Source organism: Streptomyces olivaceoviridis (assembly GCF_014650115.1).
In the GTDB taxonomy this organism is placed as follows: Bacteria; Actinomycetota; Actinomycetes; order Streptomycetales; family Streptomycetaceae; genus Streptomyces; species Streptomyces olivaceoviridis.
This window is the reverse complement of the sequence record NZ_BMUI01000009.1, coordinates 241,110-264,456: the sequence shown is the minus strand read 5'-3', so window position 1 is coordinate 264,456 and position 23,347 is coordinate 241,110. Positions and strand designations below refer to the sequence as shown.

Annotated in this window: 18 protein-coding genes; 7 read left to right on the top strand and 11 right to left on the bottom strand. The window is 73.5% G+C overall.

Annotated elements, in window-relative coordinates:
- The first annotated feature begins 21 nt into the window (after window positions 1-21).
- On the top strand, window positions 22-1,815 hold the full coding sequence (locus IE273_RS19945; protein WP_373309371.1) for a DUF5691 domain-containing protein: 1,794 nt from the start codon (window positions 22-24) through the stop codon (window positions 1,813-1,815).
- A gap of 204 nt (window positions 1,816-2,019) precedes the next feature.
- Here the strand turns inward: IE273_RS19945 and icmB are convergent, their stop codons facing one another.
- Complete coding sequence (gene icmB, locus IE273_RS19940) at window positions 2,020-2,442, bottom strand: coenzyme B12-dependent isobutyryl CoA mutase small subunit (protein ID WP_189816521.1); 423 nt, start codon at window positions 2,440-2,442, stop codon at window positions 2,020-2,022.
- Between the two features lie 221 nt (window positions 2,443-2,663).
- On the opposite strand from icmB, the gene IE273_RS19935 reads away from it, so the two are divergent.
- Both IE273_RS19935 and IE273_RS19930 read left to right on the top strand, forming a co-directional pair.
- Window positions 2,664-3,515 carry an esterase/lipase family protein gene (locus IE273_RS19935; protein ID WP_189816520.1) on the top strand — a complete coding sequence of 284 codons (852 nt, stop codon included), beginning with the start codon at window positions 2,664-2,666 and terminating at the stop codon, window positions 3,513-3,515.
- Window positions 3,516-3,825: 310 nt separating this feature from the next.
- A complete protein-coding gene (locus tag IE273_RS19930; protein ID WP_189816519.1) occupies window positions 3,826-5,358 on the top strand; it encodes a M23 family metallopeptidase in 1,533 nt (510 codons plus the stop codon).
- A gap of 54 nt (window positions 5,359-5,412) precedes the next feature.
- Here IE273_RS19930 and pcrA read toward each other — a convergent pair whose 3' ends face one another.
- Complete coding sequence (gene pcrA / locus IE273_RS19925; RefSeq protein WP_189816518.1) at window positions 5,413-7,893, bottom strand: DNA helicase PcrA; 2,481 nt, start codon at window positions 7,891-7,893, stop codon at window positions 5,413-5,415.
- A gap of 482 nt (window positions 7,894-8,375) precedes the next feature.
- On the opposite strand from pcrA, the gene IE273_RS43585 reads away from it, so the two are divergent.
- Window positions 8,376-9,764 (top strand): C40 family peptidase, encoded by a 1,389-nt coding sequence (locus tag IE273_RS43585; RefSeq protein ID WP_229887293.1) that lies wholly within the window; start codon window positions 8,376-8,378, stop codon window positions 9,762-9,764.
- Between the two features lie 54 nt (window positions 9,765-9,818).
- On the opposite strand, the gene IE273_RS19910 is transcribed toward IE273_RS43585, so the two are convergent.
- Window positions 9,819-10,172, bottom strand: a complete 354-nt coding sequence (locus IE273_RS19910; protein WP_189816517.1) for a hypothetical protein — start codon at window positions 10,170-10,172, stop codon at window positions 9,819-9,821.
- 603 nt (window positions 10,173-10,775) lie between these two features.
- Between IE273_RS19910 and IE273_RS19905 the strand changes: the two genes are divergently transcribed.
- Window positions 10,776-11,840, top strand: a complete 1,065-nt coding sequence (locus tag IE273_RS19905; protein WP_189816552.1) for a C40 family peptidase — start codon at window positions 10,776-10,778, stop codon at window positions 11,838-11,840.
- Between the two features lie 45 nt (window positions 11,841-11,885).
- Here IE273_RS19905 and IE273_RS19900 read toward each other — a convergent pair whose 3' ends face one another.
- Window positions 11,886-12,629 carry a LuxR C-terminal-related transcriptional regulator gene (locus IE273_RS19900; protein WP_189816516.1) on the bottom strand — a complete coding sequence of 248 codons (744 nt, stop codon included), beginning with the start codon at window positions 12,627-12,629 and terminating at the stop codon, window positions 11,886-11,888.
- Window positions 12,626-13,915, bottom strand: coding sequence for an ATP-binding protein (locus IE273_RS19895; RefSeq protein ID WP_189816515.1), 1,290 nt, complete (start codon window positions 13,913-13,915; stop codon window positions 12,626-12,628). The genes IE273_RS19900 and IE273_RS19895 overlap by 4 nt, the downstream gene beginning before the upstream one ends.
- 221 nt (window positions 13,916-14,136) lie before the next feature.
- Between IE273_RS19895 and IE273_RS19890 the strand changes: the two genes are divergently transcribed.
- Complete coding sequence (locus IE273_RS19890) at window positions 14,137-15,579, top strand: PspC domain-containing protein (protein WP_189816514.1); 1,443 nt, start codon at window positions 14,137-14,139, stop codon at window positions 15,577-15,579.
- Complete coding sequence (locus IE273_RS19885; protein WP_189816513.1) at window positions 15,566-15,781, top strand: hypothetical protein; 216 nt, start codon at window positions 15,566-15,568, stop codon at window positions 15,779-15,781. Before IE273_RS19890 ends, IE273_RS19885 begins: the two co-directional genes overlap by 14 nt.
- Here the strand turns inward: IE273_RS19885 and IE273_RS19880 are convergent.
- The 6 genes from IE273_RS19880 to IE273_RS19855 form a co-directional block, all read right to left on the bottom strand.
- Window positions 15,772-16,299, bottom strand: coding sequence for a DoxX family protein (locus IE273_RS19880; RefSeq protein WP_189816512.1), 528 nt, complete (start codon window positions 16,297-16,299; stop codon window positions 15,772-15,774). The two genes, IE273_RS19885 and IE273_RS19880, sit on opposite strands and share 10 nt — an antisense overlap.
- 153 nt (window positions 16,300-16,452) lie before the next feature.
- Window positions 16,453-17,361: a hypothetical protein gene (locus tag IE273_RS19875; protein ID WP_189816511.1), complete on the bottom strand. Its 909-nt coding sequence runs from the start codon at window positions 17,359-17,361 to the stop codon at window positions 16,453-16,455.
- Window positions 17,362-17,364: 3 nt separating this feature from the next.
- A complete protein-coding gene (locus tag IE273_RS19870; RefSeq protein ID WP_189816510.1) occupies window positions 17,365-17,730 on the bottom strand; it encodes a hypothetical protein in 366 nt (121 codons plus the stop codon).
- An 11-nt stretch (window positions 17,731-17,741) separates the two neighbouring features.
- Window positions 17,742-20,750 carry a CHAT domain-containing protein gene (locus IE273_RS19865; protein ID WP_229887292.1) on the bottom strand — a complete coding sequence of 1,003 codons (3,009 nt, stop codon included), beginning with the start codon at window positions 20,748-20,750 and terminating at the stop codon, window positions 17,742-17,744.
- Between the two features lie 192 nt (window positions 20,751-20,942).
- Window positions 20,943-22,223 (bottom strand): hypothetical protein, encoded by a 1,281-nt coding sequence (locus IE273_RS19860; protein ID WP_189816508.1) that lies wholly within the window; start codon window positions 22,221-22,223, stop codon window positions 20,943-20,945.
- 208 nt (window positions 22,224-22,431) lie between these two features.
- A complete protein-coding gene (locus IE273_RS19855; RefSeq protein ID WP_189816507.1) occupies window positions 22,432-23,226 on the bottom strand; it encodes a class II aldolase/adducin family protein in 795 nt (264 codons plus the stop codon).
- Between the last annotated feature and the right edge of the window lie 121 nt (window positions 23,227-23,347).

Genomic DNA, 23,347 nt, shown 5'->3' with positions numbered 1-23,347 from the left:
GAAGGAGGGGAAGGGAACGTGATGAACGGGGCACCGCTCAGCGACGGGACACGGGCCGACGGGGACGCGGGCGCCCCGGGGCACTCCCGGGAGAAGCCGGCCAGCACCGCGGACGACTCGGCCGACTCCTCCGCAAACCCCTCACAGGCCCCGGCGCCCTCCTGGGAGGAGCTGGTCACCACCGCGCTCCTCGGTACCGACCGGCGTGCCCCGGCGCACGTCGTGCCGGGTCGCCCGGCCCCGGTGGCACTGCTCGACGCGGCAGCCGTGGCGACCGTACGGCGGCGGGCCGGGCTGCGGCCCGCGCGGGCGGCGCGGCGGCCCGGCCCGGCGCCCGCCGATCCGCGCCCCGCCCTGCCCGCACCGGCGGCCCGCAGACTCACCACCCTGCTGGCCGACCGGTCCGGCGGCGCGGCCGGCAGCCGGCGGGGCAGCTCCCCGGACCTCATGGAGCTGCTCCCCCAGTGGCTCGCGACGGCCAACGCGCACGGGTACGCGGCGCCCCCGCAGCTGCTGCCCGCACTGCTGGACGCGGCCCGGGGCCGTACGGACCTGCGTCCGGCGGCGCTGGCCTTCGCCGGCCCGCGCGCGCTGTGGCTGGCCCGGCTGAACCCGGACTGGCGGTTCGCCCTGCGCGCGGCCCCCGGTGGCGGCGCGGCGCTGCCCGATCCGGGGGACGCCGAGGCGGTGCGCCGGCTGTGGCAGGAGGGGCTGTTCGCCGAGCGGGCGGCGCTGCTGGGGGCCCTGCGCGTCCGCACGCCCGCGCTGGGCCGTGAACTGCTGGCGTCGACGTGGGCGGCGGAGCGGGCGGAGGACCGCCTGATGTTCCTCGACTCGCTGCGCACGGGACTGTCGGACGCGGACGAACCGTTCCTGGAGCAGGCGTTGGGCGACCGCAGCCGCAACGTCCGGGCGACGGCGGCGGAACTGCTGTCGGCGCTGCCGGACTCGGCGCTCGCCGCGCGGATGGCCGTACGGGCCTCGGCGTGTGTGGCCCTGGACCGTACGGGGAGCGCGCCGGCGATCGCGGTGGAGGCGCCGCTCGAATGCGACGCGGGCATGGAGCGGGACGGTGTCGTGGCCGTACCGCCCGCGGGGCGGGGGGAACGGTCCTGGTGGCTGGGCCAGTTGGTGGAGGCCGCCCCGCTCGGCACCTGGTCGGAGCGGCTCGGCGGGCGCACGCCGCAGGAGATCGTCGCGCTGCCGGTGGCGGACGGCTGGCAGGGTGAGCTGCACGCGGCCTGGTGCCGGGCGGCGGTACGGCAGCGGGACGCCGCCTGGTCGCGGGCCCTGCTCGGCTCGCCGTCCGCACCGGAGGCGGGTGGGCCGGGCGCGGTGTCCCTGGCGGAGCGGGCGAAGCTGCTGGCCGCGCTGGTTCCTGCGGAACGGGCCGCGTGGGTCGCCGGGTTCATCGCCACGCACGGCCTGTCGGAGGCGTTCCAGCTGCTCGGGGTGTGCGCGGTCCCCTGGGCTCCCCCGCTGGGCCAGGCGGTCGTGGACGCCCTGAACATCGCTCGGGACGCGGGCAGTTACCCGTGGAGCTTCAGCGGGGTGATGGGGCTGGCGGAGCGCTGCCTGGATCCGGCGGAGGCCGTCCGGCTGGAGGCGCTGCTGGCGGTGCCCGACGAGCGGGAGGACGCCGCGCCGGGGGCCGGCGGGTACTGGGCGGAGGCGTTCCAGCGGCTGGTCACGACCCTGCGGCTGCGGGCGGCGATGACCCGGGAACTGACCCCGCCCACCCCGGACACTCCACCGCCGAGAACACCCACGCAACCGCCGGAGACACCGCCACAGCCACGGGAGGCAGCCGCCTGACCCACGAAAGAACCACCTGGCCGCCGGGGGCAGCCACGTAACGGCTCGACGCGGGGCAACCGCGTACCGGCCGAGGGCAACCGCGGAGCGGGGCGCGAGCAGCCGTGTGACGGCCCGAGGAGAGCCCCTGCCCGGCGGGAGCAGGCCGACCGCCGGGACCGGATCGGCGACCCGGAAGAGCCGCGCAACCGCCGGAGGCGGCCGTCAGCCCCCCGACGCCGCCGGCTGGCGGACGTTCTCGCGGACCCACTCCACGATCGACGCGGTCGTCGCCCCGGGGGTGAAGATCTCCGCCACGCCCTTCTCCTTCAGCGGCGGGATGTCCTCCTCCGGGATGATGCCGCCGCCGAAGACGAGGATGTCCTCGGCCTCGCGCTCCTTGAGCAGGTCGATGACCGCGGCGAACAGCGTGTTGTGGGCGCCGGAGAGGATGGACAGGCCGATCGCGTCGGCGTCCTCCTGGATGGCGGTGTCGACGATCTGTTCCGGCGTCTGGTGGAGCCCGGTGTAGATGACCTCCATACCGGCGTCGCGCAGGGCCCGCGCGATGACCTTGGCCCCACGATCGTGGCCGTCGAGCCCCGGCTTGGCGACCACCACGCGGATCGGACCGGCTGCCACACCCATCACTGCCTCCATCAAGCGACCACGGAAGCGATCGCTTCCGTCCGTATCGACAAGTACCGCACTTTTGGCGCGTTCCGCCACCGTCGCGAAGTGAACGAACGTTATCTCCAGCATCCCGCAAGCGGCAGTTTTACGGTGCGCGGCGAGGGGGAAATCACATGGTGGGACATGAGGGCACACGGGGGTCGAGCCGTCCCCCGGCGTGCCGACAGGAGGTGCCCATGAAGGTCACCGGGGTTTTGCCGCTCTTCCTCCCGCTCTGCCGCCGCCTGTGGCCCGACAGACTGGCCGGACTGTCCATGACGCTGCTGCGGGCGACAGCCCTGGAGGCGGCGATCCTGGCGGGCCACCTCCTGCTGTACCCGACCGGCCTGATCCAGGAGCGGCGCTCCGGCGCCCTGCCCGCCACGGACGGCGCCACCCGGCTGCCGGTCCACCCCGCGACACCGGTCGTCCTGCTGCACGGCTTCATCGACAACCGTTCGGTGTTCGTCCTGCTCCGCCGCACCCTCGCCCAGCACGGCAGACACCGGGTGGAGTCACTCAACTACTCGCCGCTGACCTGCGACATTCGCATCGCGGCCGAGCTGCTCGGCCGGCACATCGAGGAGATCTGCGAGCGCACCGGCAGTGCCCGGGTCGACATCGTCGGGCACAGCCTCGGGGGCCTGATAGCGCGCTACTACACCCAGTGCCTGGGCGGTGACCTGCGGGTACGCACGCTGGTCACCCTCGGCACCCCGCACTCGGGGACCCGGGTGGCGCCGCTGGCGGACGCGCACCCGATCGTGCGGCAGATGCGGCCCGGCTCCGCGGTGATCGAGGAGCTGGCCCGGCCCGCCCCCGGCTGCCGGACCCGCTTCGTGAGCTTCTGGAGCGACCTGGACTCCCTGGTGGTTCCCCTGGAGTCGGCCCGCCTGGAGCACCCGGACCTGGACGCGCAGAACGTCCGGGTGACCGGCATCGGCCATCTCGCCCTGCCCGTGCATCCCGCCGTGGCGGCCGGGATACGCGAGGCCCTGGACGTCCCGCACCCGGAGGACCGGGCCGCCGGCGGCCTGACGGTGGCCTGAGACCCGGCCGCGACCGGAGCGCGGAACCCCCGCAGAGCCGACGGACCCCCCGACACACAGCCGACAGACCGCCCGACGCACAGCCGACGCACCACCGATTCACCACCGGTTCACAGCCCACACCTCACCGCTCGACATCGAACATTCTTCGAACGCAAGGCCAAGGTCGGGTCCTGGAGCCCCGAAACACGGCCGAATGCCCGTTTCCGGCCCACGCGAAACAGGCCGAAGATTGTCGCGCCCAGGTACCGCCGGGTACAGTCGCCGCACTGCTCTGGCAGCCCCTGTTGTCGAGGCGAAAGAGAAGTTGGTGAACGACCGTCACCCGTCGGGGACCATGACCACCCCGGCCCCGGCTTCCGACGCCTCCACCGCACACTACGTGCCGTACGGGGCGCAGGAAGCCCCCTACGACGACCTCACCACGTACGGCGGTTACGACGCCACCGGTTTTACCGGTGGCTCCGCAAGCACCACGGCCTTCCACACCGACCCGCTCTTCGGCAGCCTCCCAGGCGGCGAGCAGGCCACCGGCGCGTACGACACCACGCACTGGCAGACCGGCACCGCCCAGACCCCGGCCTACGACCCGTACGCGGCGCAGCACTACGCCGCCTACGATTCCGGCGTCTACGACAGCACCGCCTGGACCGTCCCCGCACAGCCCACCGGGAACGACGTCAGCGGCCAGTGGGACGCCAGCGCCTGGTCGCAGCCGGACCCGTCCGGCGCCGCCGACCCCACCCAGCAGTGGGAGTGGGGTACCCAGACCTTCGACACGGGCGCGTACGACGCCACGCAATGGAACTCCGCGGGGCAGAGCGTGCCGGCGCAGTCCGAGCCGGGTGGCGAACCGTTCGATCAGCAGGCCACCGCGACCTTCCAGGCGGTCGGCGACCCGCAGTCCGCGTTCGAGCAGGCGGGTGATCCGCAGGCGACCGCGGCCTTCGAGCAGGTGCCGTACGAGGGCACCGCCTTCGACGAACAGCCCGCCGCCGAGGGCGAGTCGGACTCCACCGGCGAACTGCCCGCCGTGAGCGGTCTGCTGGACGACCAGGAAGAGGTCACCCCGGCGCCGACGACCCCCGCGGGCTCGCGCGGCGGGGCGCGCTCCCGGCGCCGTACGCCCGCCAAGCGCTCCGCGCTGCTGACCGTCGCCGTGCCGTCGGCCTGTGTGATGGGGGTGGCCGGGATCGCCGCCGCCTCCGTCGGCGCACTGACCGACGACTCCAAGGACACCGCCACCACCGCCTCGGACGCGCAGCCCGTCAAGCCGTCCGTCGCCAACAGCAAACTGGACAGCCAGCTCAAGACGCTCTCCGCGGGCGCCGACGACTTCGCCGACCGGGCGAGCCGTACCCAGGAGCGGATCGACCTCAAGGCGCAGCAGGAGCTGGAGAAGAAGAAGGCTGCCGCGGAGGCCGCGCTCAAGGAGCGGCTGCGGCCCAAGTTCGCGCTGCCGGTCGCGCAGCACGGACTCAGCGCCTACTTCGGCCAGGCGGGCATCAACTGGATGTCGGTGCACACCGGCATCGACTTCCCGGTCTCCTACGGCACCACGGTGATGGCCGCCACCGACGGCACCGTCACCACCAAGTGGAACAGCGCCTACGGCAACATGATGATCGTGACGGCGAAGGACGGCACGGAGACCTGGTACTGCCACCTCTCCAGCTACAGCGTCGCCTCCGGCACGACCGTCAAGGCCGGCGAGCCGATCGGCCACTCCGGCAACTCCGGCAACTCCACCGGTCCGCACCTGCATTTCGAGGTACGGCCGGCGGGCGGGGCGGCCATGGACCCGCTGCCGTGGCTGCGGAGCCACGGGCTGGATCCCACGTAGACACATCCCGCGCAGACACCAGGGCCCCGCTCCCCAGCGGGGCCCTTCCTCCTGTTACAGCCTCTCCACCGGCGCGTACCGCAGCAGCAGCCGCTTCGGCTTGGCGTCGCCGAAGTCGATCGTCGCCTCCGCGTTCGCGCCCGTCCCCTTCACGGCGACGACCGTGCCGAGCCCGAACTGGTCGTGGGTGACCCGGTCCCCGACGGTCAGCGCGACCACCGGCTTCTCCGACGTGCGCCGCGTGGCGAACCCGGACGCGCCCGATGCCGAGGAGCGGGAACGGGTCGAGGACAGCGAGGCCGCGATCCCGGACGCCGGCCCGGAGGCCATGGGCGCCGCCGCCCCGGTCCGCTTCCACTCCACGTGGGCGGGCGGGATCTCCTCCAGGAAGCGGGAGGGCGGGTTGTACGACGGCTGGCCCCAGGCGCTGCGCAGCGCCGACCGCGTGAGGTAGAGCCGCTCCCGCGCGCGCGTGATGCCGACGTACGCCAGGCGCCGCTCCTCCTCCAGCTCCTTGATCTCGCCGAGGGCACGCATGTGCGGGAAGACGCCGTCCTCCATGCCGGTCAGGAACACGACCGGGAACTCCAGACCCTTGGCGGTGTGCAGGGTCATCAGCGTGATGACGCCGTCGCCGTCCTCCTCGTCCGGGATCTGGTCGGAGTCGGCGACCAGGGCGACCTGCTCCAGGAAGTCGGCCAGGGTCCCCTGCTCGCCCTCGCCCCGCTCCTGCTCGAACTCCAGGGCCACGGCCGCGAGTTCCTGGAGGTTCTCGATCCGGGTCTCGTCCTGCGGGTCGGTGGATGCCTGCAACTCGGCCAGGTAACCGGTGCGTTCGAGGACGGCCTCCAGCACGGTGGCCGGTCCGGCGCCGGACTCGACGATCGTCCGCAGGTCCTCCATCAGCGTGTTGAACCGCTTGACCGCGTTGGTGGAGCGCGCGGCCATGCCGTACGCCTCGTCCACCCGCTTCAGGGCCTGCGGGAAACTGATCTTCTCGCGCTGGGCGAGGGCGTCGACCATCGCCTCCGCACGCTCGCCGATGCCCCGCTTGGGCACGTTGAGGATGCGGCGCAGCGGCACCGAGTCCTCGGGGTTGGCGAGGACACGCAGGTAGGCGAGGACGTCCCGGACCTCCTTGCGCTCGTAGAAGCGGACACCGCCGACGACCTTGTAGGGCAGGCCGACGCGGATGAAGATCTCTTCGAAGACACGGGACTGGGCGTTGGTGCGGTAGAAGACGGCGACGTCTCCCGCGCGCGCGTGGCCCGCGTCGACCAGGCGGTCTATCTCCTCGGCGACGAACTGGGCCTCGTCGTGCTCGGTGTCGGCGACGTACCCGACGATCCGGGCACCCTGACCGGCGTTGGTCCACAGGTTCTTCGGGCGGCGGGACTCGTTGCGCTCGATGACCGCGTTGGCGGCGGACAGGATGGTCTGCGTGGAGCGGTAGTTCTGCTCCAGCAGGATCGTCGTCGCGTTCGGGTAGTCCTCCTCGAACTGGAGGATGTTGCGGATCGTCGCACCCCGGAAGGCGTAGATCGACTGGTCGGCGTCGCCCACGACGCAGAGTTCGGCGGGCGGGATGTCGTACTCGCCGGGCGGGGTGTCCTCATCGTGTTCGCCGGTGCCGACGAGTTCCCGCACGAGCGCGTACTGGGCGTGGTTGGTGTCCTGGTACTCGTCCACCAGGACGTGCCGGAAGCGGCGGCGGTAGTGCTCGGCGACGTCCGGGAAGGCGCGCAGCAGGTTGACCGTCGTCATGATCAGGTCGTCGAAGTCCAGCGCGTTCGCCTCGCGCAGCCGCGACTGGTACAGGGCGTAGGCCTGCGCCAGGGTCTTCTCGAAGCCGTCGGTGGCCTGGGCGGCGAAGTCCTCCTCGTCGATCAGCTCGTTCTTCAGGTTGCTGATCTTGGCGCTGAAGGACTTCGGCGGGAAGCGCTTGGGGTCGAGCTCCAGGTCGCGGCAGACCAGGGCCATCAGGCGCTTGCTGTCGGCGGCGTCGTAGATCGAGAACGACGAGGTGAAGCCGAGCTTCTTGCTCTCGCGCCGCAGGATGCGCACACACGCGCTGTGGAAGGTCATCACCCACATCGCGTTCGCGCGGGGGCCGACGAGCTGCTCGACGCGCTCCTTCATCTCGCCCGCGGCCTTGTTGGTGAAGGTGATCGCGAGGATCTGGCCCGGGTGGACGTTCCGCTCGGCGAGCAGGTAGGCGATGCGGTGGGTCAGCACGCGGGTCTTGCCGGAGCCGGCGCCGGCGACGATGAGCAGCGGGGAGTCCGCGTGCACGACCGCGGCGCGCTGGTTCTCGTTCAGCCCCTCCAGCAGCGCCGCCGCGTCGAGGGCGGGGCGCGGGGCGCCGTCGCGGTAGTAGGCGTCCCGGTCCGGTGGCACGTCGAACTTCCCGCCGAACAGATCGTCCGGAAGCGGCTCCGGAGCGTGATCGTCCTCGGGCGGCGGCGGTGGTTCCTCCTCGTGCCCGCGAGGGGTCTGGAGGTCCGCCAGGAAGCTGTCGTCAAAGAGGCTGCTCATCGCTCTACGAGTCTAGGGCGCCCCACCGACAACCAGTCGCGGTCCCCGGAACATGGCGGCTCCGGGCGCGAGTTGATCTTCGTGTCGGCCGGACGGACCCATCGCTCACACATCGGAAGCGCCTGGTCACACGAACGTGAACCTCTGCACGCCCGGAGAGAAGGTCACGGAAATGTATCGGACAAACCGCGCACCAACCTTCACAGAAGACACACGAGTTGGCTAGGTTTCCGTCAGGCCGCACGACCCCCCTCCGGCGAACGTCGCCGGGCCGTGCGGCCTCCGCCGAATCCGGCGCGCCCCGCACGGTGCCCGGAGCCGGGGACCCGCCGATCCTGGGGTGAATCGGCCGAATCCCGCCCGGGACGACGCCGTAGGGCAACCCTTCCGAGCACCGCCCGGACCCTCCCGGACCCCTGACCAAGGCTGGGTACCCCCACCGCCGACCCCGGCAGGCGGCAGTACGGAAGGAGTCGCCTCCCTTGGCGTCGCACCGCAAGCCGCGCCCCGGCGGAACCCAGCCGCGTCCCGGCGGAACCCAGGGAGCGGACGTCCGCACCCCCGCCCTCGCCACCGCCGCACTCACCTCCGTGGCCGTGCTCCCCCAGACGGCCGGGGCCGCCCCCTCGCCCGACCCGGGCCGACCGAGCCAGGAGGAGATCGAACGCAAGATCGAGGACTTCTACCGCCGAGCCGAATCAGCGACGGAGACGACGACCGCGGGAAGGAACGGGGGCCGGGGCGGCCGGGGGGCCGGGCGAGCCGATCGGGGGGCTGGACTGGTGGATCGGGGCGCTGCGCTGGTCGATCGGGGGGTCGGAGGTCCCGACCGGGGCACCGGGCGAGCCGATCGGGGCGCCGAGGGAGGCGAGCGGGTCGAGTCGGCCGCGGCCTCACGACGACCCGCTGACAGCCTCCAGCGGCTCCGGGACGAGGTCGCCCGCCGCGCCCAGCACCGGGGCCTCGCCGGACAGCGGGCCGTGATCCCGGCCCAGCGCGGAACGATCGGCGCCCGGGGCGCGGCCATGACGTCGCCCGCCGGGGACACCCTCATGGCGCGCCCTGCCGGGGATACGGCCATTCCCGCACCCGTACCGGACACAGGCGTCGCCGTGCCCACTCCGCGCACGGTCGCCACCCCGTCCGCCCTGGACATGGCCGCCACCCCGCCCGCGCCGCACACCATCCCCGCTCCGCCCGCGGCCCGTCAGGCGGAAGTGGCCGTGAACGGTCCGAAGGCGGCCAAGGCGACCGTGCAGAAAAAGCTCGCCCACGCGCGCGTGCTGCTGTCCCAGCGGACGGCACAGACCACTGCCGCGCCTTCCACCAGCACGGCTTCCACCAGCACGGCTTCTACGGCTGCGCCTTCCCCCGCCGTGCCTGCCACCCCTGCGGCTGCCACCACGGCCACCACCGCCGTACCGTCCAGCACCGTGCCGTCCGCCACCCCGGCCCAAGCCATCCCGGCCCCAGACGCCGCCCCAGCGCCCGCCGCCACACCGTCCGGCACCTACGCGACCAAGGCCAGGAAGGCCATCGCCTTCGCCCGGGCCCAGGTCGGGAAGCCCTGCGTGTGGGGCGCCGCAGGCCCCGGCTCCTACGACTGCGCGGGCCTCACCCAGGCGGCCTGGAAGTCCGCGGGCGTCACCCTCCCGCGTACCGCGCGCGAGCAGGCCGACTCCGGCACCCCGGTCGCGCCGGCCGATGCCCGTCCCGGCGACCTCGTCTTCTTCCACGACGATGCCGGCCACGTCGGACTCTGCACCGGCGACGGCATGATGATCCACGCGCCCAGGCCGGGCGCGTACGTCCGCGAGGAACCGGTCTCCGGCATCGCGGCGCCCGTCCACAGTGTGGTGCGGCCGGGCTGATCCCGAGCCGCGCCGAGGCTCAGGTCCAGAGGCCGGTGAATCCGGAGACGGCGATCAGGTCCACAGGACGGCGATGAAGATGTTGGCCGTGGTCAGCAGGCCGACCAGCCCGAAGAGGCCCTTGTCGACCCGCTCCTCGTCGCGCTTCACATAGACCAGGCCGAGGATCACGATCAGCAGGGCGAGCTTCACGCCGATCTTGATGTTGTTGACGTGGTGGTCGTCGGCCTGGTTCAGGCCGACCAGGGCCACGCCGGTGACCAGCATCGTCAGCGCGCCGTGCAGCATGCCGGGCACGAACCGGGCCGTGCCCTGGCCCATCGCCTTCATCTGGGTGAGGAAACCGCCGAGCAGCGCGGCGATGCCGATGATGTGCAGGCCGACGAAGAGATGGATGAGTACGTCCATGGAGCCGGAGCCTAACGAGCCCCCTCCGACCCACCAGTCACCGGGCCCACCAAGCCACCCCTCCCCAGACCCTCCGGCCCACCGGCCCACCGGCCCAACTTCACCGAACCGTCCGCCCCCGCTCCCGCTCCTCGCCCCCGCCCCCGCCCTCGCCCTCGCCCCCAGCCCAGCGACCCTTCGTCACCAACCCCCGCGACCCTGCGTCACCACGCCCACCCACGACCCCGGCAACCCGACGCCCCGGTCCACGTGATCTTGCATATATGCGGCCCCATAGCACCTCACGGCTCCCGTCAGTCCCCCTTTCCGCTCTTCGGTCAGCACGCTCCGTAAAGGTGACGACTCCAGCCCGCTCGCACGGTCACATACGGTCACGTCCCGATCCGTCCGAACCAGTTCCGTACACCGCGTTACCTGCGCGTCACCGTCCGGCCTAGCGTCCTCCCCCAGGTGACCGGCTCCCCACCGCCGCCCGGGCCAGGGGCGGCAGTCGGACACCACCGCCGAGAAAGGCCCGGCGGCGGCCCGCTCCCCTGTCGGGCCGCCGCGGGGCGTACCGACCGCTCGGTCGTGCGAGTCGTACGGAAGGACGTGACGGTCCAGGTGGCAGCGCACCGCAAGCGCCCGCAACGCCCGCTCAGCGGCCATACGGCCCGGACGGCCGCCACTCTCGCCTTGGCGGGCGCGGCCACCGTGACCGCCCTCGACGGGACGGGGCACGCCGAACCGCGGCTGACACCGGCGCAGGTGAAGGCCAGGGTGGAGGCGTTGTACCGGGAGGCCGAGGCCGCCACCGAGAAGTACAACGGGGCGAAGGAGGAGGCGGACGCCGGCCAGCGGCGGCTGAGCGCGCTCCAGGACGAGACCGCCCGCAAGCAGACGAGGCTCAACTCGGCCCGGGAAGCACTGGGTTCGATCGCCGCGGCGCAGTACCGGGACGGCGGCATCGCCCCGGCCTGGCAACTGGCCCTCTCCAGCGATCCCGACCGGTATCTGGACGGCGCCGCGTTCGCGGAGCGGGCCGGTGACCGGCAGGCCGCCGCGGTCTCCCGGGTGCGCCGGCAACTGCGGGAGATCGAGCGGTTGCGCGGAGCCGCGCGCGTCGAGGTGAGGTCGCTGCGGTCACGGCAGGCGGAGCTGCGACGGCAGAAGAGGACCGTCACCGGCAAGCTGGACGAGGCCCGTCGGCTGCTGGCGCGGCTGACTCCGCCGCAGCGGACCGAGGTCACCGGTGCCGGCGGCACGGGCGCCCGCGTCTCCCGGTCGGCCGCCGACGCGCGGCAGCCGCTGGAGCGGCCCGGGTCCGCCGCCGCCCCGACCTCCCGCGCGGCGGCGGCCGTCGCCTACGCCTACGGCAAGCTCGGCAGCCCCTATGTGTGGGGCGCCACCGGCCCGCACGCCTTCGACTGCTCGGGTCTGGTCCAGGCCGCCTACCGCTCCGCCGGCATCTCCCTGCCCCGCACCACCTACGCCCAGATCAACGCGGGCCGGCGGATCTCCCGCTCCGAAGTCCAGCCGGGGGACCTGGTGTTCTTCTACTCCGGGATCAGTCACGTCGGCATCTATGTGGGCAACGGCCAGATGATCCACGCCCCCAACCCGTCGGCACCGGTCCGTCTCGCTCCGATCGACCAGATGCCGTTCGCGGGGGCGACAAGGGTGGAGTGAGGGACGGTCGCGGGGAGGGACGGGGGCGGGGCGGGACCGCAGGGGTCAGACCAGCCGGCGCGCGGTCGCCCAGCGGGTCAGTTCGTGCCGGTTGGACAGCTGGAGCTTGCGCAGGACCGCCGAGACATGGGACTCGACCGTCTTCACCGAGATGAAGAGCTGCTTGGCGATCTCCTTGTAGGCGTAGCCCCGGGCGATCAGGCGCAGCACCTCGCGTTCCCGCTGGGTGAGGCGGTCCAGGTCCTCGTCCACCGGCGGGGCGTCGGTGGAGGCGAAGGCGTCCAGGACGAAGCCGGCCAGCCTCGGGGAGAAGACGGCGTCGCCCTCCTGGACGCGGAAGATCGAGTCGACCAGGTCGGTGCCGGTGATGGTCTTGGTGACATAGCCGCGGGCGCCGCCGCGGATCACCCCGATCACGTCCTCCGCCGCGTCCGACACGGACAGCGCGAGGAAGCGGACCGGCTGCTCGGCGTCCGCCATCAACGCAGCGCACCGGCGCAGCACTTCGACCCCGCCGCCGCCCGGCAGGTGGACGTCGAGCAGGACCACCTCGGGCCGGGTGGCGGTGATGACCGCGACGGCCTGGTCGACGTCCGCGGCCTCGCCGACCACCTCGACCCCGGTCTCGGCGGTCTGGCCGATCTCGGCCTGGACGCCGGTACGGAACATGCGGTGGTCGTCCACCAGCACCACCCGCACGTGCCGCCCGCCCGCGCCGCCGCGGGTCCGGCCGGCCTCGGCCGGCTCCGCCGCTCCCGCCGTGCCGTTCGCCTCGGTCGCGTCGCTCATGACGTCTTCTCCGCCCTCTCCATCTCCAGCTCGACCTCGGTGCCGCCGCCCGGCACCGCCCGCAGCCGGGCCGTGCCGCCGTTGCGCTCCATGCGGCCGATGATCGATTCTCTGACACCCATCCGGTCGGCGGGTATCGCGTCGAGGTCGAAGCCGGGGCCGCGGTCCCGCACGGACACGAAGACCGTCTTTCCCTCGACTTCGGCGTAGACCTGTACGGCGCCGCCCTCGCCACCGTACTTGGCGGCGTTCACCATCGCCTCGCGCGCGGCCTGCATCTGCGCACCGGTCTTCTCGTCGAGCGGGCAGTCTCCGACGATCACGACCTCGATGGGCACGCCGTGCTTGTCCTCCACCTCGGCGGCGTTGCGGCGCACCGCCTCGGCGACCGTGTCCGGTTCGTCGGCCTCGTCCTTGCCGGTGCCCTCCGGCTTGTACAGCCAGGTGCGCAGGTCGCGCTCCTGGGCGCGGGCGAGGCGGCGCACCTCGCCCGCGTTGTCGGCGTTGCGCTGGATCAGGGTGAGGGTGTGCAGCACGGAGTCGTGGACATGCGCGGCGACCTCGGCGCGTTCCTGGGCGCGGATGCGCATCAGGCGCTCCTCGGACAGGTCCTGGGTCATACGGACCAGGTAGGGGCCGGCGAGCAGGGTGATGCCGACGAGGACGGCGAGCGCGGCCTGAAGAACGGCGCCGAGGTGGGCGGTCGAGCCCTGCAGGACGAAGATGGCGGAGACACCGGCCGTGACGAGCAGGACGCCGCCGGCCGCGCGGAGCAGGGTGAGGGTGCGGCGCCGGCGGCCGGCCTCGGCCCAGCGGGCCCGGCGGGCGTTGTCCGCCTGCCGCCAGACCAGGGCGACACCGGCGGCGACGAGCACGGCGGGCACCAGATACGCCTTGGTGGCGCTGCCCAGGTTCACGCTGCCCACGAAGACCACGGACACGATGACCATGAGGAGCAGCGCGACGATCTGTCCCCGGTCCGGCTTGCGGGCCACCAGTCTGCGGCGGCCGTCCGGCGACGCCTCCGTGCCCACCAGCGACGGCTTCTGGTCGCCGACGCCGCCGACGCCGAGGGGCACGAAGAACCAGAACGCGGCGTACAGCAGCGCTCCGAGTCCGTCGGCCATGAACAGGCCGACGAAGACGAGCCGCACCCACACGACGGGCAGCCCGAGATGCCCGGCGAGGCCCCGCGCCACTCCGCCGAGCCAGCGTCCGTCGCTGCTGCGGTAGAGCTTGCGCGGGGGCCGCGGGTCGTCGAGTGGCAGGCTTGCGGCTTCCGGCATGCCAACGATGGTCACACGAGCGGCGGGACGGGGCATCAGGGTCTGCCCCCGAGACGCCCCTGATCTTCCGTCGGGGCCGGTCCAAACGGTCGGTTCGGCGGGCGTTGCGCGGCGGCCGGTGCCGCTCGAACGCTTCCCCGTCCCGTCTCAGGGCCGATTTCAGGGTTGGCCCAGGGTCGTCCCGACTGCCGTCGCGGCGGCCGGGCCGTCACCATGGACGCATGACGGATCACGAGCACGCCGCGACGGGTCCGGGACCCGGCCCCGGCCCGCGCCCGGCCCCGGGCACCGGGCCGACGGATGCCGCGCCCGCCGCGACGGACGAGACGGGACCGGCCGGCGCCGGCCCCCACTCCCCCACGCACGAGACGGAGCCGCAGGAGGGCGCCGAGGTGCCCGACCGGTTCCGGCGCGACCGTCGGCACAAGATGATCGCGGGCGTGTGCGCGGGACTCGGCCGGCACACCGACATGGACCCGGTCATCTTCCGGATCACGCTGGCCGTACTCTCCGCGACCGGCGGTCTGGGCCTGATCTTCTACGGCTTCGCCTGGCTCCTGGTGCCGTACCAGGACGAGGAGGAGAACGAGCTGCGCAAGCTCTTCACGGGCCGGGTGGACGGCCAGGCGCTGGCCGCCGTGCTGTTCGCCCTGGTCGGCTGCGGGATCTTCCTGACGATGCTGAGGAACGGCGGGGTGCTGGCGTTCGCCACGGTGCTGTCGCTGCTGCTCGCCGGCGCGGGGTACTGGTCGAGGCGCCGTGGCGCCCCCGACCCCGACCCCCTGGCCGCGCAGGCCGCGGCCGACGCCCCGCCGGAGGCCCAGGCGCCCCCGGTCGTCACCACCTACCCCTCCTGGTGGCGGGACCCGATCGTCAAGGACGGCACCCATGTCGGCGGCACCGGCTATCTGTGGGGGCCCGGTGACGCCCGCGAGCGCGATCTGACCTCGGTCGTGGACGTCGGCGTACCCCATCCCTGGACGCATCCCGGGGCGATACAGACGCCGTACGCCGCGCCCCCGAGACCGCGCGGCCCACGCTGGATCGGCGGCTGGGTGTTTCTGCTCGCCCTGCTGGCGGGCGGCCTGGGCACGGGGCTCGGCTGGGACACGCACCCGCTGGGCACCAGCCTGGAGACCGGACTGGCGTGCGCGCTCGCGGTGTTCGGGCTCGGCATCGCGCTCAGCGCGTTCCTGGGCCGCACCGGGGCCGGCACGGTGTTCCTGGCGCTGGTCACGGCGGGGTTGCTCGCGGGGGCGGCGGCGCTGCCCCGGGACATCACCACCGACTGGCGGGAGACGTCCTGGAAGCCGGTCGCGGCGGCCCAGCTGCGGTCCGGGTACGACCTCGGCACCGGGCGGGGCACCCTGGACCTGACCCGGGTGCACCCGGCCAAGGGGCAGGCGGTCGCGACGGACGTCCGGGTGGGCGCGGGACAGCTGAAGGTGATCGTGCCGGCGGACGCGGCGGTGCGGCTGAGCATCGATGTGGGGGTCGGTGACATCCGGTTGCCCGGGGACAGCGGCAAGGACGTGGACGTGCGGCCCGGAAGGCACGAGGAGGTGACGCTGATGCCGACCAAGGGGGCCGGGAAGGGCGGCACGCTGGATCTGACGCTCGGTGTCGGAGTGGGACAGGTGGAGGTCAGCCGTGCTGCATCATGAGTTCCAGCCCGGGAAGCTGGTCGCCGGGCTCTTCCTGACCGCCACCGCGGTGGCTTTCGCGGGAGACGCGGGCGGTCTGTGGGAGACACCGTGGTTCGCGGTCGTCCCGCTGGTCGTGGGCGGGCTGTGCCTGGCCGGCGCCACGGCGGCGCTGGCCCGGGGGATACGCAGACGGGGCGGCGCCGAGGGCGGTCAGCGGTAGCCGCCGGTCATTCGGCGCCGGGCCCGCCAGGCGGCGTCGAGGGAGAGGTAGGGGGTGCCGGCGAGGATCAGGGGGAGCCAGGCCATCAGGTAGGCGAGGTCGTTGCCGTAGTAGTAGGGGGTGGTCGCCCAGCTCACCGTCAGCCAGAGGCTGAGGGAGATCAGCGCGCCGCCGAGTGCGGCCAGCCGGCCGAACAGGCCGAGCAGGACGCCGATGCCGACGGCCAGTTCACCGAGGGCCATGGCGTAGCCGAAGCCGACCGGGCTCTTCAAGGCCAGGTCGACCAGGGCCGGGATGGCGGCGGAGTCGCGGGCCGCGCGCATGGTGTCGCCGATGGAGCCGGTGCCGCCGGACTTCATGAACGCGCTGTCGGTGAGCTTGTCCAGACCGGCGTAGATGAAGGTGACGCCCAGGAAGACGCGCAGGGGCAGCAGGGCGTAGTGGCTGGCGGTCTCCCGCCAGGTGCGATGGCCGTCCAGCCCGGTGGTGTGCATGCCCGTCCGCATCCCGTGAGTCATCGCCGCCAGCCGCCTCTCGCCCGCCGAAGCACCCCTCACGTGACCATACGTATGACGAAGGGAGCCCGTTCAATCCTTTCCTGAGCCATTTTCCGGAATTCGGGCGTCGACGTGAACAGCGGGGCCTGGCTTCCCGCGGGCCTGGCACCGGTCTCACGTGGCCTTGCGGGCGATGCGGTTCAGGGCGAGACCCAGGCGGCGGTCGGGCGGCCCGTCGGCCAGTCCGGTGAGCCCGATCTCCTCCGCCAGTCGTCGCAGGTGGACGTCGACCGCGGACTCCACGTGCTCGGCGAGTGCCGCCGCGGCCTGCGGCACCCGCTGCCGCGCCAGGAGCCCCGTCACGACGGCGGCCACGGCGGCCGGCCACCAGAAACACCCGAGCACGGCGTAGCAGGCGGCCCAGACGGAGCCCACGACTGCGGTGTCGAAGCGGGTCCGCACGGTGCGCAGCTCGGTCCGCACGTCCTCCGGCAGCACCATCCACAGCCGGGGCCAGCAGGCGGCGAGGTCGATGCCGTACTGGGTGTCCACGCGGACGACGGTGGCCGCGAGGCGGTCGCCGGTGTACGTGGGGCGCGTCGGCCGCGCGAGCGCGATGCGGTCACGGCGGACGGTCAGCGCGTCGATCTCCTGGCGGACGTCCGCTGTCCGGTCGCGGGCCGGACGAGGGGTGCGCAGTCGCTCGATGTCCGTCTGGAGATCGTCCCAGCGCCGTGCGCGCCGGGCGGTCAGCCGGTGGGCCGGCGGCCGGAGCGGGCCGGGCCAGTCTCCCGTCCAGATCCGTACGGCGCCGTCGCCGCACGTCCGTACCAGCGTGCCGACGGCCACGGCGGCGAGGATGAGGACCGCCGCGGCGGCGAGTTGTTCGCCGGTGGACCAGTGCCCGGCCGTCGTCGCCCAGTGGCCGACTCGCCTGCGGAGCAGGGACCAGTCGAGTGCGTTGGTCTGGCCGAGGACGGCGGCGGTGACGGTGGCTCCCACGAACAGCAGGCCGGGGGCCGCCAGCGCGGTCAGCCACTTCTCGGCCAGCTTCTCGCCGAGTCCGTCGAGGACCGGGGCCACCGGTCAGGCCTCCACGACGCGCAGCGGTCTGTCGTGCAGCCAGCAGCGCCCGCCGGCCGGGAGGGTGCCGCTCGGCCGCCGGGGCTCGTTCAGCCCGCACCAGCCTTCGGGGCAGCGGTAGACCTCACCGCCGGCGCGGGCCACGGCACCGGGGAGGAGGGAGTCACCCGGCTCCCAGCCGCGTACCGCGCTCTCCGGGCCGGTCAGGACGTGTTCCGGCACGCCCAGGGCGTCGATCGCCTGCCGTACCGTGGCCGTGCCGTCGAGCACGGACCGCACGGCGGCGCGCAGTGCGGCTGCTTCCTGCTCCTCGGGCAGCCATTCGAGCGCCGCGCAGAAGTCGGCGCGGAGTCTGCGTTCGTCGTCCACCGGGCAACTCCTCACAGTCCGTGGTGAATGACCGAGCCCCAGAACAGCGGATCGCGGTAGCGGGGGTGCTCTCGCAGCACCCCGATGGCCCGGTGCAGGGCGACGGCGGCGGGCGGGGTGCCGGGGGCGGCGAGATGGCGGTACACCTCCGCGGCGAGCAGGGGGCCCATCCGGTCGTCGACGGTCCACAGGCTTCCGATCACCTGCCGGTAGCCGCAGAGCTGGAAGGCGGAGGCCACCGAGATGACCTCGTCGGCCAGTTCCTCGCCGGGTGCGGCGCTGTGGCAGGCGGAGAGGTAGGCGAACCGGGCGTCCGTCAGCCGTTCCCCCGCCAGTTCGCGCAGGGTGAGTTCCCCGCCGTGCAGGAGCAGTCGGCTGCGCGCGGGGTCCCCGGGGTCCCGTACGCCGTGGCAGGCCAGGTGGGCGTGGGTGTGTCCGCGCAGCGCGGCCAGCACCGCCCGGGGCGTGGCCTCGGTGCCGCGCAGCACGTCCCGGCGGCCCGGCAGTCCGCCGGTGACGGCCAGTTCGTCGTCCAGGGCGGCCAGCGGGGGGTGCGCGCCGCCGGCGTCCACGGCCACGGCCAGGAGGGAGGCCGGGTTCTCGCCGGTGACCGGCTGGGAGCGGGCGTGCAGCAGGGCGCCCAGGGTCGGGGTGAAGGAGGAGACGACCCGGTCGTGGGTGTACACCGGCCCGTCGGACCCCTCCTCCAGCACGGCGGCGTGCAGCGGGAGGAGGGACAGCACCCCGGTCGGGCACCACCACAGCCGCGGCGGGGGCACGCCGGGGTCCGCCGGTCCGGCCAGGTCCAGGTGGGCGAGGACGGGACGCACGATGCGGGCCCCCAGCCAGCGCAGCGTGTCCTTCAGTTCCCTGTCCGCCCGCAGGCGCTCGCGGCCCGTCGTTTCCCGCAGCCGGGTCACGGCGGTGCGGAAGGCTCCGGCGCGTCGGTCGATGTCGTCCTCGGTGACGTCGAGCGTCAGCGTCTCCACGCGGCCGGGGCGGCCGGGCGGCCGGGTCACGAGCAGCACGAAGCAGCCCCACGCGGACACGTTGACCACGGCCACGGGACCGTCTGCCGCGGCCTCGCTCAACCGTTCCCAGCCGAGCGGCTCCTGGAAGTCCTCCCACGTCTCCAGGGCGCGGATGTCCCTGACCACCTGGTCGAACTCGGCCGCGGCCGCCTTGCGTTCCTCGGGGCCGCGTTGCCGCGCGACCAGCTCGGCACAGACCCGCTCGAACCGATCGGCGAGTTCGGGTGAGGCGGCGGAGAGGTCGTCGTGCCGACCGCGCAGCCGCAGGGCCTGGGCCAGCAGGACACCGCGGCCCTGTTCCAGCCGGACGAGTGCTTCCCGGGGCCGCCCGGCCATGACGGAGGCGGTCGCGGCGACGGTGGCCAGCGAGGACACCTCGCGCAGCCGGGTCTCCTGCGACTCCCGGCCCAGCGCGGGACCGGTCAGCTTGGGCAGCAGTTCGGTCAGCGCCAGGCGGAAGCCCTCGCGGGCGAGGTCCAGAGCACCCAGCGTGACCGCGTGGACGCCCCACCCGTAGGCGGAGCGCAGACGGGTGCGGATGTCCTCGGTGGGCGTGAGAGCGGTGGCGCGGTACTGGTCGATGGCGTCGGCGATGTCCTGCTCGTCGTCGAAGAGCGTGCCCCGCTCCGCCAGCAGTTCCGCCAGCTCCATCCGCGCGAGCTGCCGGGTGGGGCCGGTGTCCGGGGAGCCGTCCGCGATCTGCCGCAGGATCGCCTCGGCCCGGCGCAGGTCCGCGGGCTGACGCTGGTGGGTGCCGCGTCTGCGCAGCGCGACGGCCAGCTTGACCGCCATCACGGGGTGGTCGTGCTGGGCCGGCGGCGTGGCGGTCACGGCGTAGGTCAGGTGCTCGACGGCCTCGTCGAGGTCGGCCTCGCGCTCGTACCGGTCGAATCGCGCGGTGAGGACGGCGGCCAGGTTGGTCAGCCGCTGGGGGTGGGCCGGCGAGGCGGCCACGGCGGGGTCGCAGCCGTCCCGGACGGCGCTCGTGGCCGCGTCGAGGTCGGCGGGGTCCTGGGAGTGGACGTACCGGTCGAGCTGGGCGAGGCCGAGGAAGGAGGCGACCGACGCCCGGCTCTCGGTGTCCAGTGCCCCGCTCGCGAGTGCGGTCCGCAGCTCGGTGACCGAGGCGTCGAGGTCGGTCAGCTCGCCCGTGGTCTCGAACCGCATCCGCAGCACCTGCCCCAGTTCGGCGCGGCGCAGGCTGCGCTCCGGTTCCCCGGTCGCGGACGTCGCCAGGGCCGTGCGGAGCCGCTCGACGGCCGCTTCGAGGCGTTCCAGGCCGCCCTGTCGCATGTAGGCGGTCACGTCGGCCGCCAGGCTTGCTTCGTCCGGTGTCTGACGTGGTGCCTTGGCCAGCTCCGACGCGAGGGCGGCCAGCATCGCGTCGCGGAACTGGTCGTCGGCGGGCAGTTCGGCGAGGGCCAGGCGCATGAGGGTGATCCCGCGCGCTCGCGCGTCCCGCGGGCCGGCGCCGAGGTCGGCCATCGCGAGGAGGCCGGTGGCGAAGCCGAAGGCGATGTGCGGCCCGGACTCCCCGCCGCGGGCTTCCTCCCAGGCGTGCGCCAGGAGCACGCCGGCCGCCAGGACCGCGTCCGGGTCCTTCCCGGCGGTGCCGGCGGCGAGCAGTGCCCTGCCCACGGCGTGCACGGTCTCGTACGGCGGCACGTCCTGCGGCGGGCGCTCGGCGAAGGCGTCACGCAGCGGCTGCGGTACGGCGGCGGGCCGCGCCGCGTGCACGATCCGTAAGAGGAAGGTGCAGGCGTACCCCTCCCAGCTCTCCCCTTCGGGCAGGTGCTGCAAGCGCTCCAGGTAGTAGGTGGCCGCCAGGTACACGGCGTCGAGGACGTCCGGGTCCGCGGCGGCGTGCGCCGGGGTGAGCAGGTCGCGGTGGTCGAAGACGTGCATCGCGATGTTGCGGTGGGTCTCCGACGCCAGTACCTCTTCCGGCGCGACGGACGACCACAGCCTCAGCGCGTCCGGTTCGGACATCGCCGCATGGATCATCGCGCGTATCGGCGCGCCGAGTTCCCGCATCCCCGTACCCCCCACCGCGTCCGCGGTTGGCGGCAACTTTAGCGAGGATCACGGCAGGAAGCCGGGCGAAAGTACGAAAACCCCTTCCCGGACGGGCCATTCACCCCTCACCCGTTCACTCCGTCACCCGTTCACTCCGTCACCCGTTCACTCCGTCACCTGGACGACGCACCGGTTGGTCGTCACACCGGCCGCGGTCACCACCTGCACCTCCACCGCGCCGGGCTCCACCTCGGCCGGTACGGGCACGGTCAGGGCGTTGTCCGTGGGGTTGCGGAAGCCGCCCGTGACCGGGACCAGGGGGACGTGCACGTCGACCGCGCCGATGCGGACGACCATGCGGGAGAGCCGGTCGGCGCTCTGGGCACCGGGCGGCACGAAGCCGCTGCCGCGGATCTCGATGTCGTCGCCGGTGCGGATCGGGCCGTCGAGGTCGCCGGGTTCGCGGGCGCGGACCACCGAGAGGATCACCGGCCGGCCGCCCTCGGCGTACTTGCCGGCCAGGTAGGTCGCGGCCGAGATCAGCACGATCACGCCCAGGCCCCAGGGGAGGTCGGGCAGCTGGTCGGGGCGGCGGGCCAGTCGTACGGCGGCGAACAGCAGGGCGACGGCGCTCATGGCGACGTACTGGATGTCGGTGAAGGCGCCCCGGCCGGAGTCGTCGGTGAGCAGGTCGGCGGCGCGCGGGCGGTGGGCGGGCACCTTTTGCAGCCGCTGGGCGAGGACGCGCAGGCCCACCACCCGACGGACCAGCACGGCGACGCCGCACACCACGGCGAGGACGGTCACCACGCCGGCGCCGCGCGCCAGGTCGAGGCCCACGAGCAGCGCGTCGCGTTCGGCGTGGTCGGAGGCGGCGGCCAGACGGGCGGCGAGCAGCAGGACGGCGTACGCGACGAAAAGGACCCAGCAGGCGGCGACGGTACGGGAGGTGGAGACGCGGTTGTCCTCGCCGATCACCGGTGCGAGCGCTCCGCCGCGCGCCCGGTGGAAGAAGCAGGCGGTGGTGAGCGCGGCGGCGACGGCGAGCGCGGCGAGCAGGGCCGCGGTGCGGGCGCCGGTCCAGCCCGCGCCGATCGCGGTGAGCGCCTCGGCCAGCAGCAGCGCGATGACCGCGCCCCAGACCGCGTACAGCGTCCGCAGCCACAGCCGGGCGAGCCGGGCCGCGCCCTCGGCCCGGCTCTGTTCGGCCACGGCCTCGGCCCGCTGGGTCAGTTCCTCGGAGACCCACTGGCGGGACGCGGAGGCGGAGTGGGCGACGGCCGCGGGCAGCCCCCGGCCGGCGGCGAACTCGTCGCGCCGGCGCAGGAACGCGGCGACGGCCCGCCGGTGTCCCTCGCGGGCGCCGTGCGGACAGTCCCCGCAGGTGCAGCCGCCCTCGTGGACGCCGTCGGCATCCGTGTGCCCTCCCGCCTTCTGCACCGCCACGCCCGACGCCCGCCTTCCCCGCGACCTGCCGATCCGGCCGCCGGCCCCGTGGTGGGGTACGACGGCCGGGCAACTCCCCTGTGATGACAGCGAATTGTGCCCTACGCGGGCCCTCCGGCGCGCCGGGGCCGGGTCACCGGGGGTGAAGCCGGTACCGCCGTGTCGACCCGGCGGCGGATCGGTCACGGACCGCACCGCTCGCGGTGCGTCAGCCGAGCAGGTCCGGTTCGCCGCGGCTGATGTCCTGCCACAGGGGCTGGTAGTTGATCCAGGCCACGAGGTCGCCGCCGAGCTGTTCGCGGGTGGCGACGGCGAGCTTGTGGTCGATGAGCACCGGGCGGCCCGCGGCCTTCGCCAGCAGCTGCACCTGGCAGGACCGGTCCAGGGAGAGGAACCACCAGGCCGCCGCGTCGACCGAGTCGCCGACGGTGAGCAGCCCGTGGTTGCGCAGCACCAGGGCCTTGCGGGAGCCGAGCGCGGTGGCGATCCGGCGGCCCTCCTCGGCGTCCACGGTGACGCCGGTGTAGGCGTCGTACAGGGCGAGGTCCTCGTAGAAGGCGCAGCTCTCCTGGGTGATGGGGTCGATGAGGTCACCGAGGGCGGCGAGGGCGCGGCCGTGCACGGAGTGGCAGTGGGCGACGGCGACGACGTCGGGGCGGGCGGCGTGCACCTGGGCGTGCACGGTGAACGCGGCCTGGTTGACGTGGTAGCGGCCCTCGACGACCTGTCCGTCCTGGTTGACGAGGACGAGATCGCCGACGGTGACGTGCCTGAACGGCATCCCGAAGGGGTTGACCCAGAAGCAGTCGGTGAACTCCGGGTCGCGGGCCGTGATGTGTCCCGACACACCGTCCTCGAAACCCGCCCGCCCGAAGATCCGCAGGGCGCCCGCGAGCCGCTCCTTGCGGTGCCGGCGCTCGTCCTCGGGCGAGTCGTGCATCGGCGGCATGGCGAACCGGAGCCGGTCGGTGGGCAGCGGCAGGGGCGGCGTGGGCCCGTGCATGGATCCTCCCGTACGGGGATAGCGGTACGGGCCGGAAGGTACCGCCGTCCGGCGCGAAAGGGCAGAGCCGTGCTGTGAAGATGCCGCGCATACCCGACAGAGGATGTCGGGATTGCCGGTG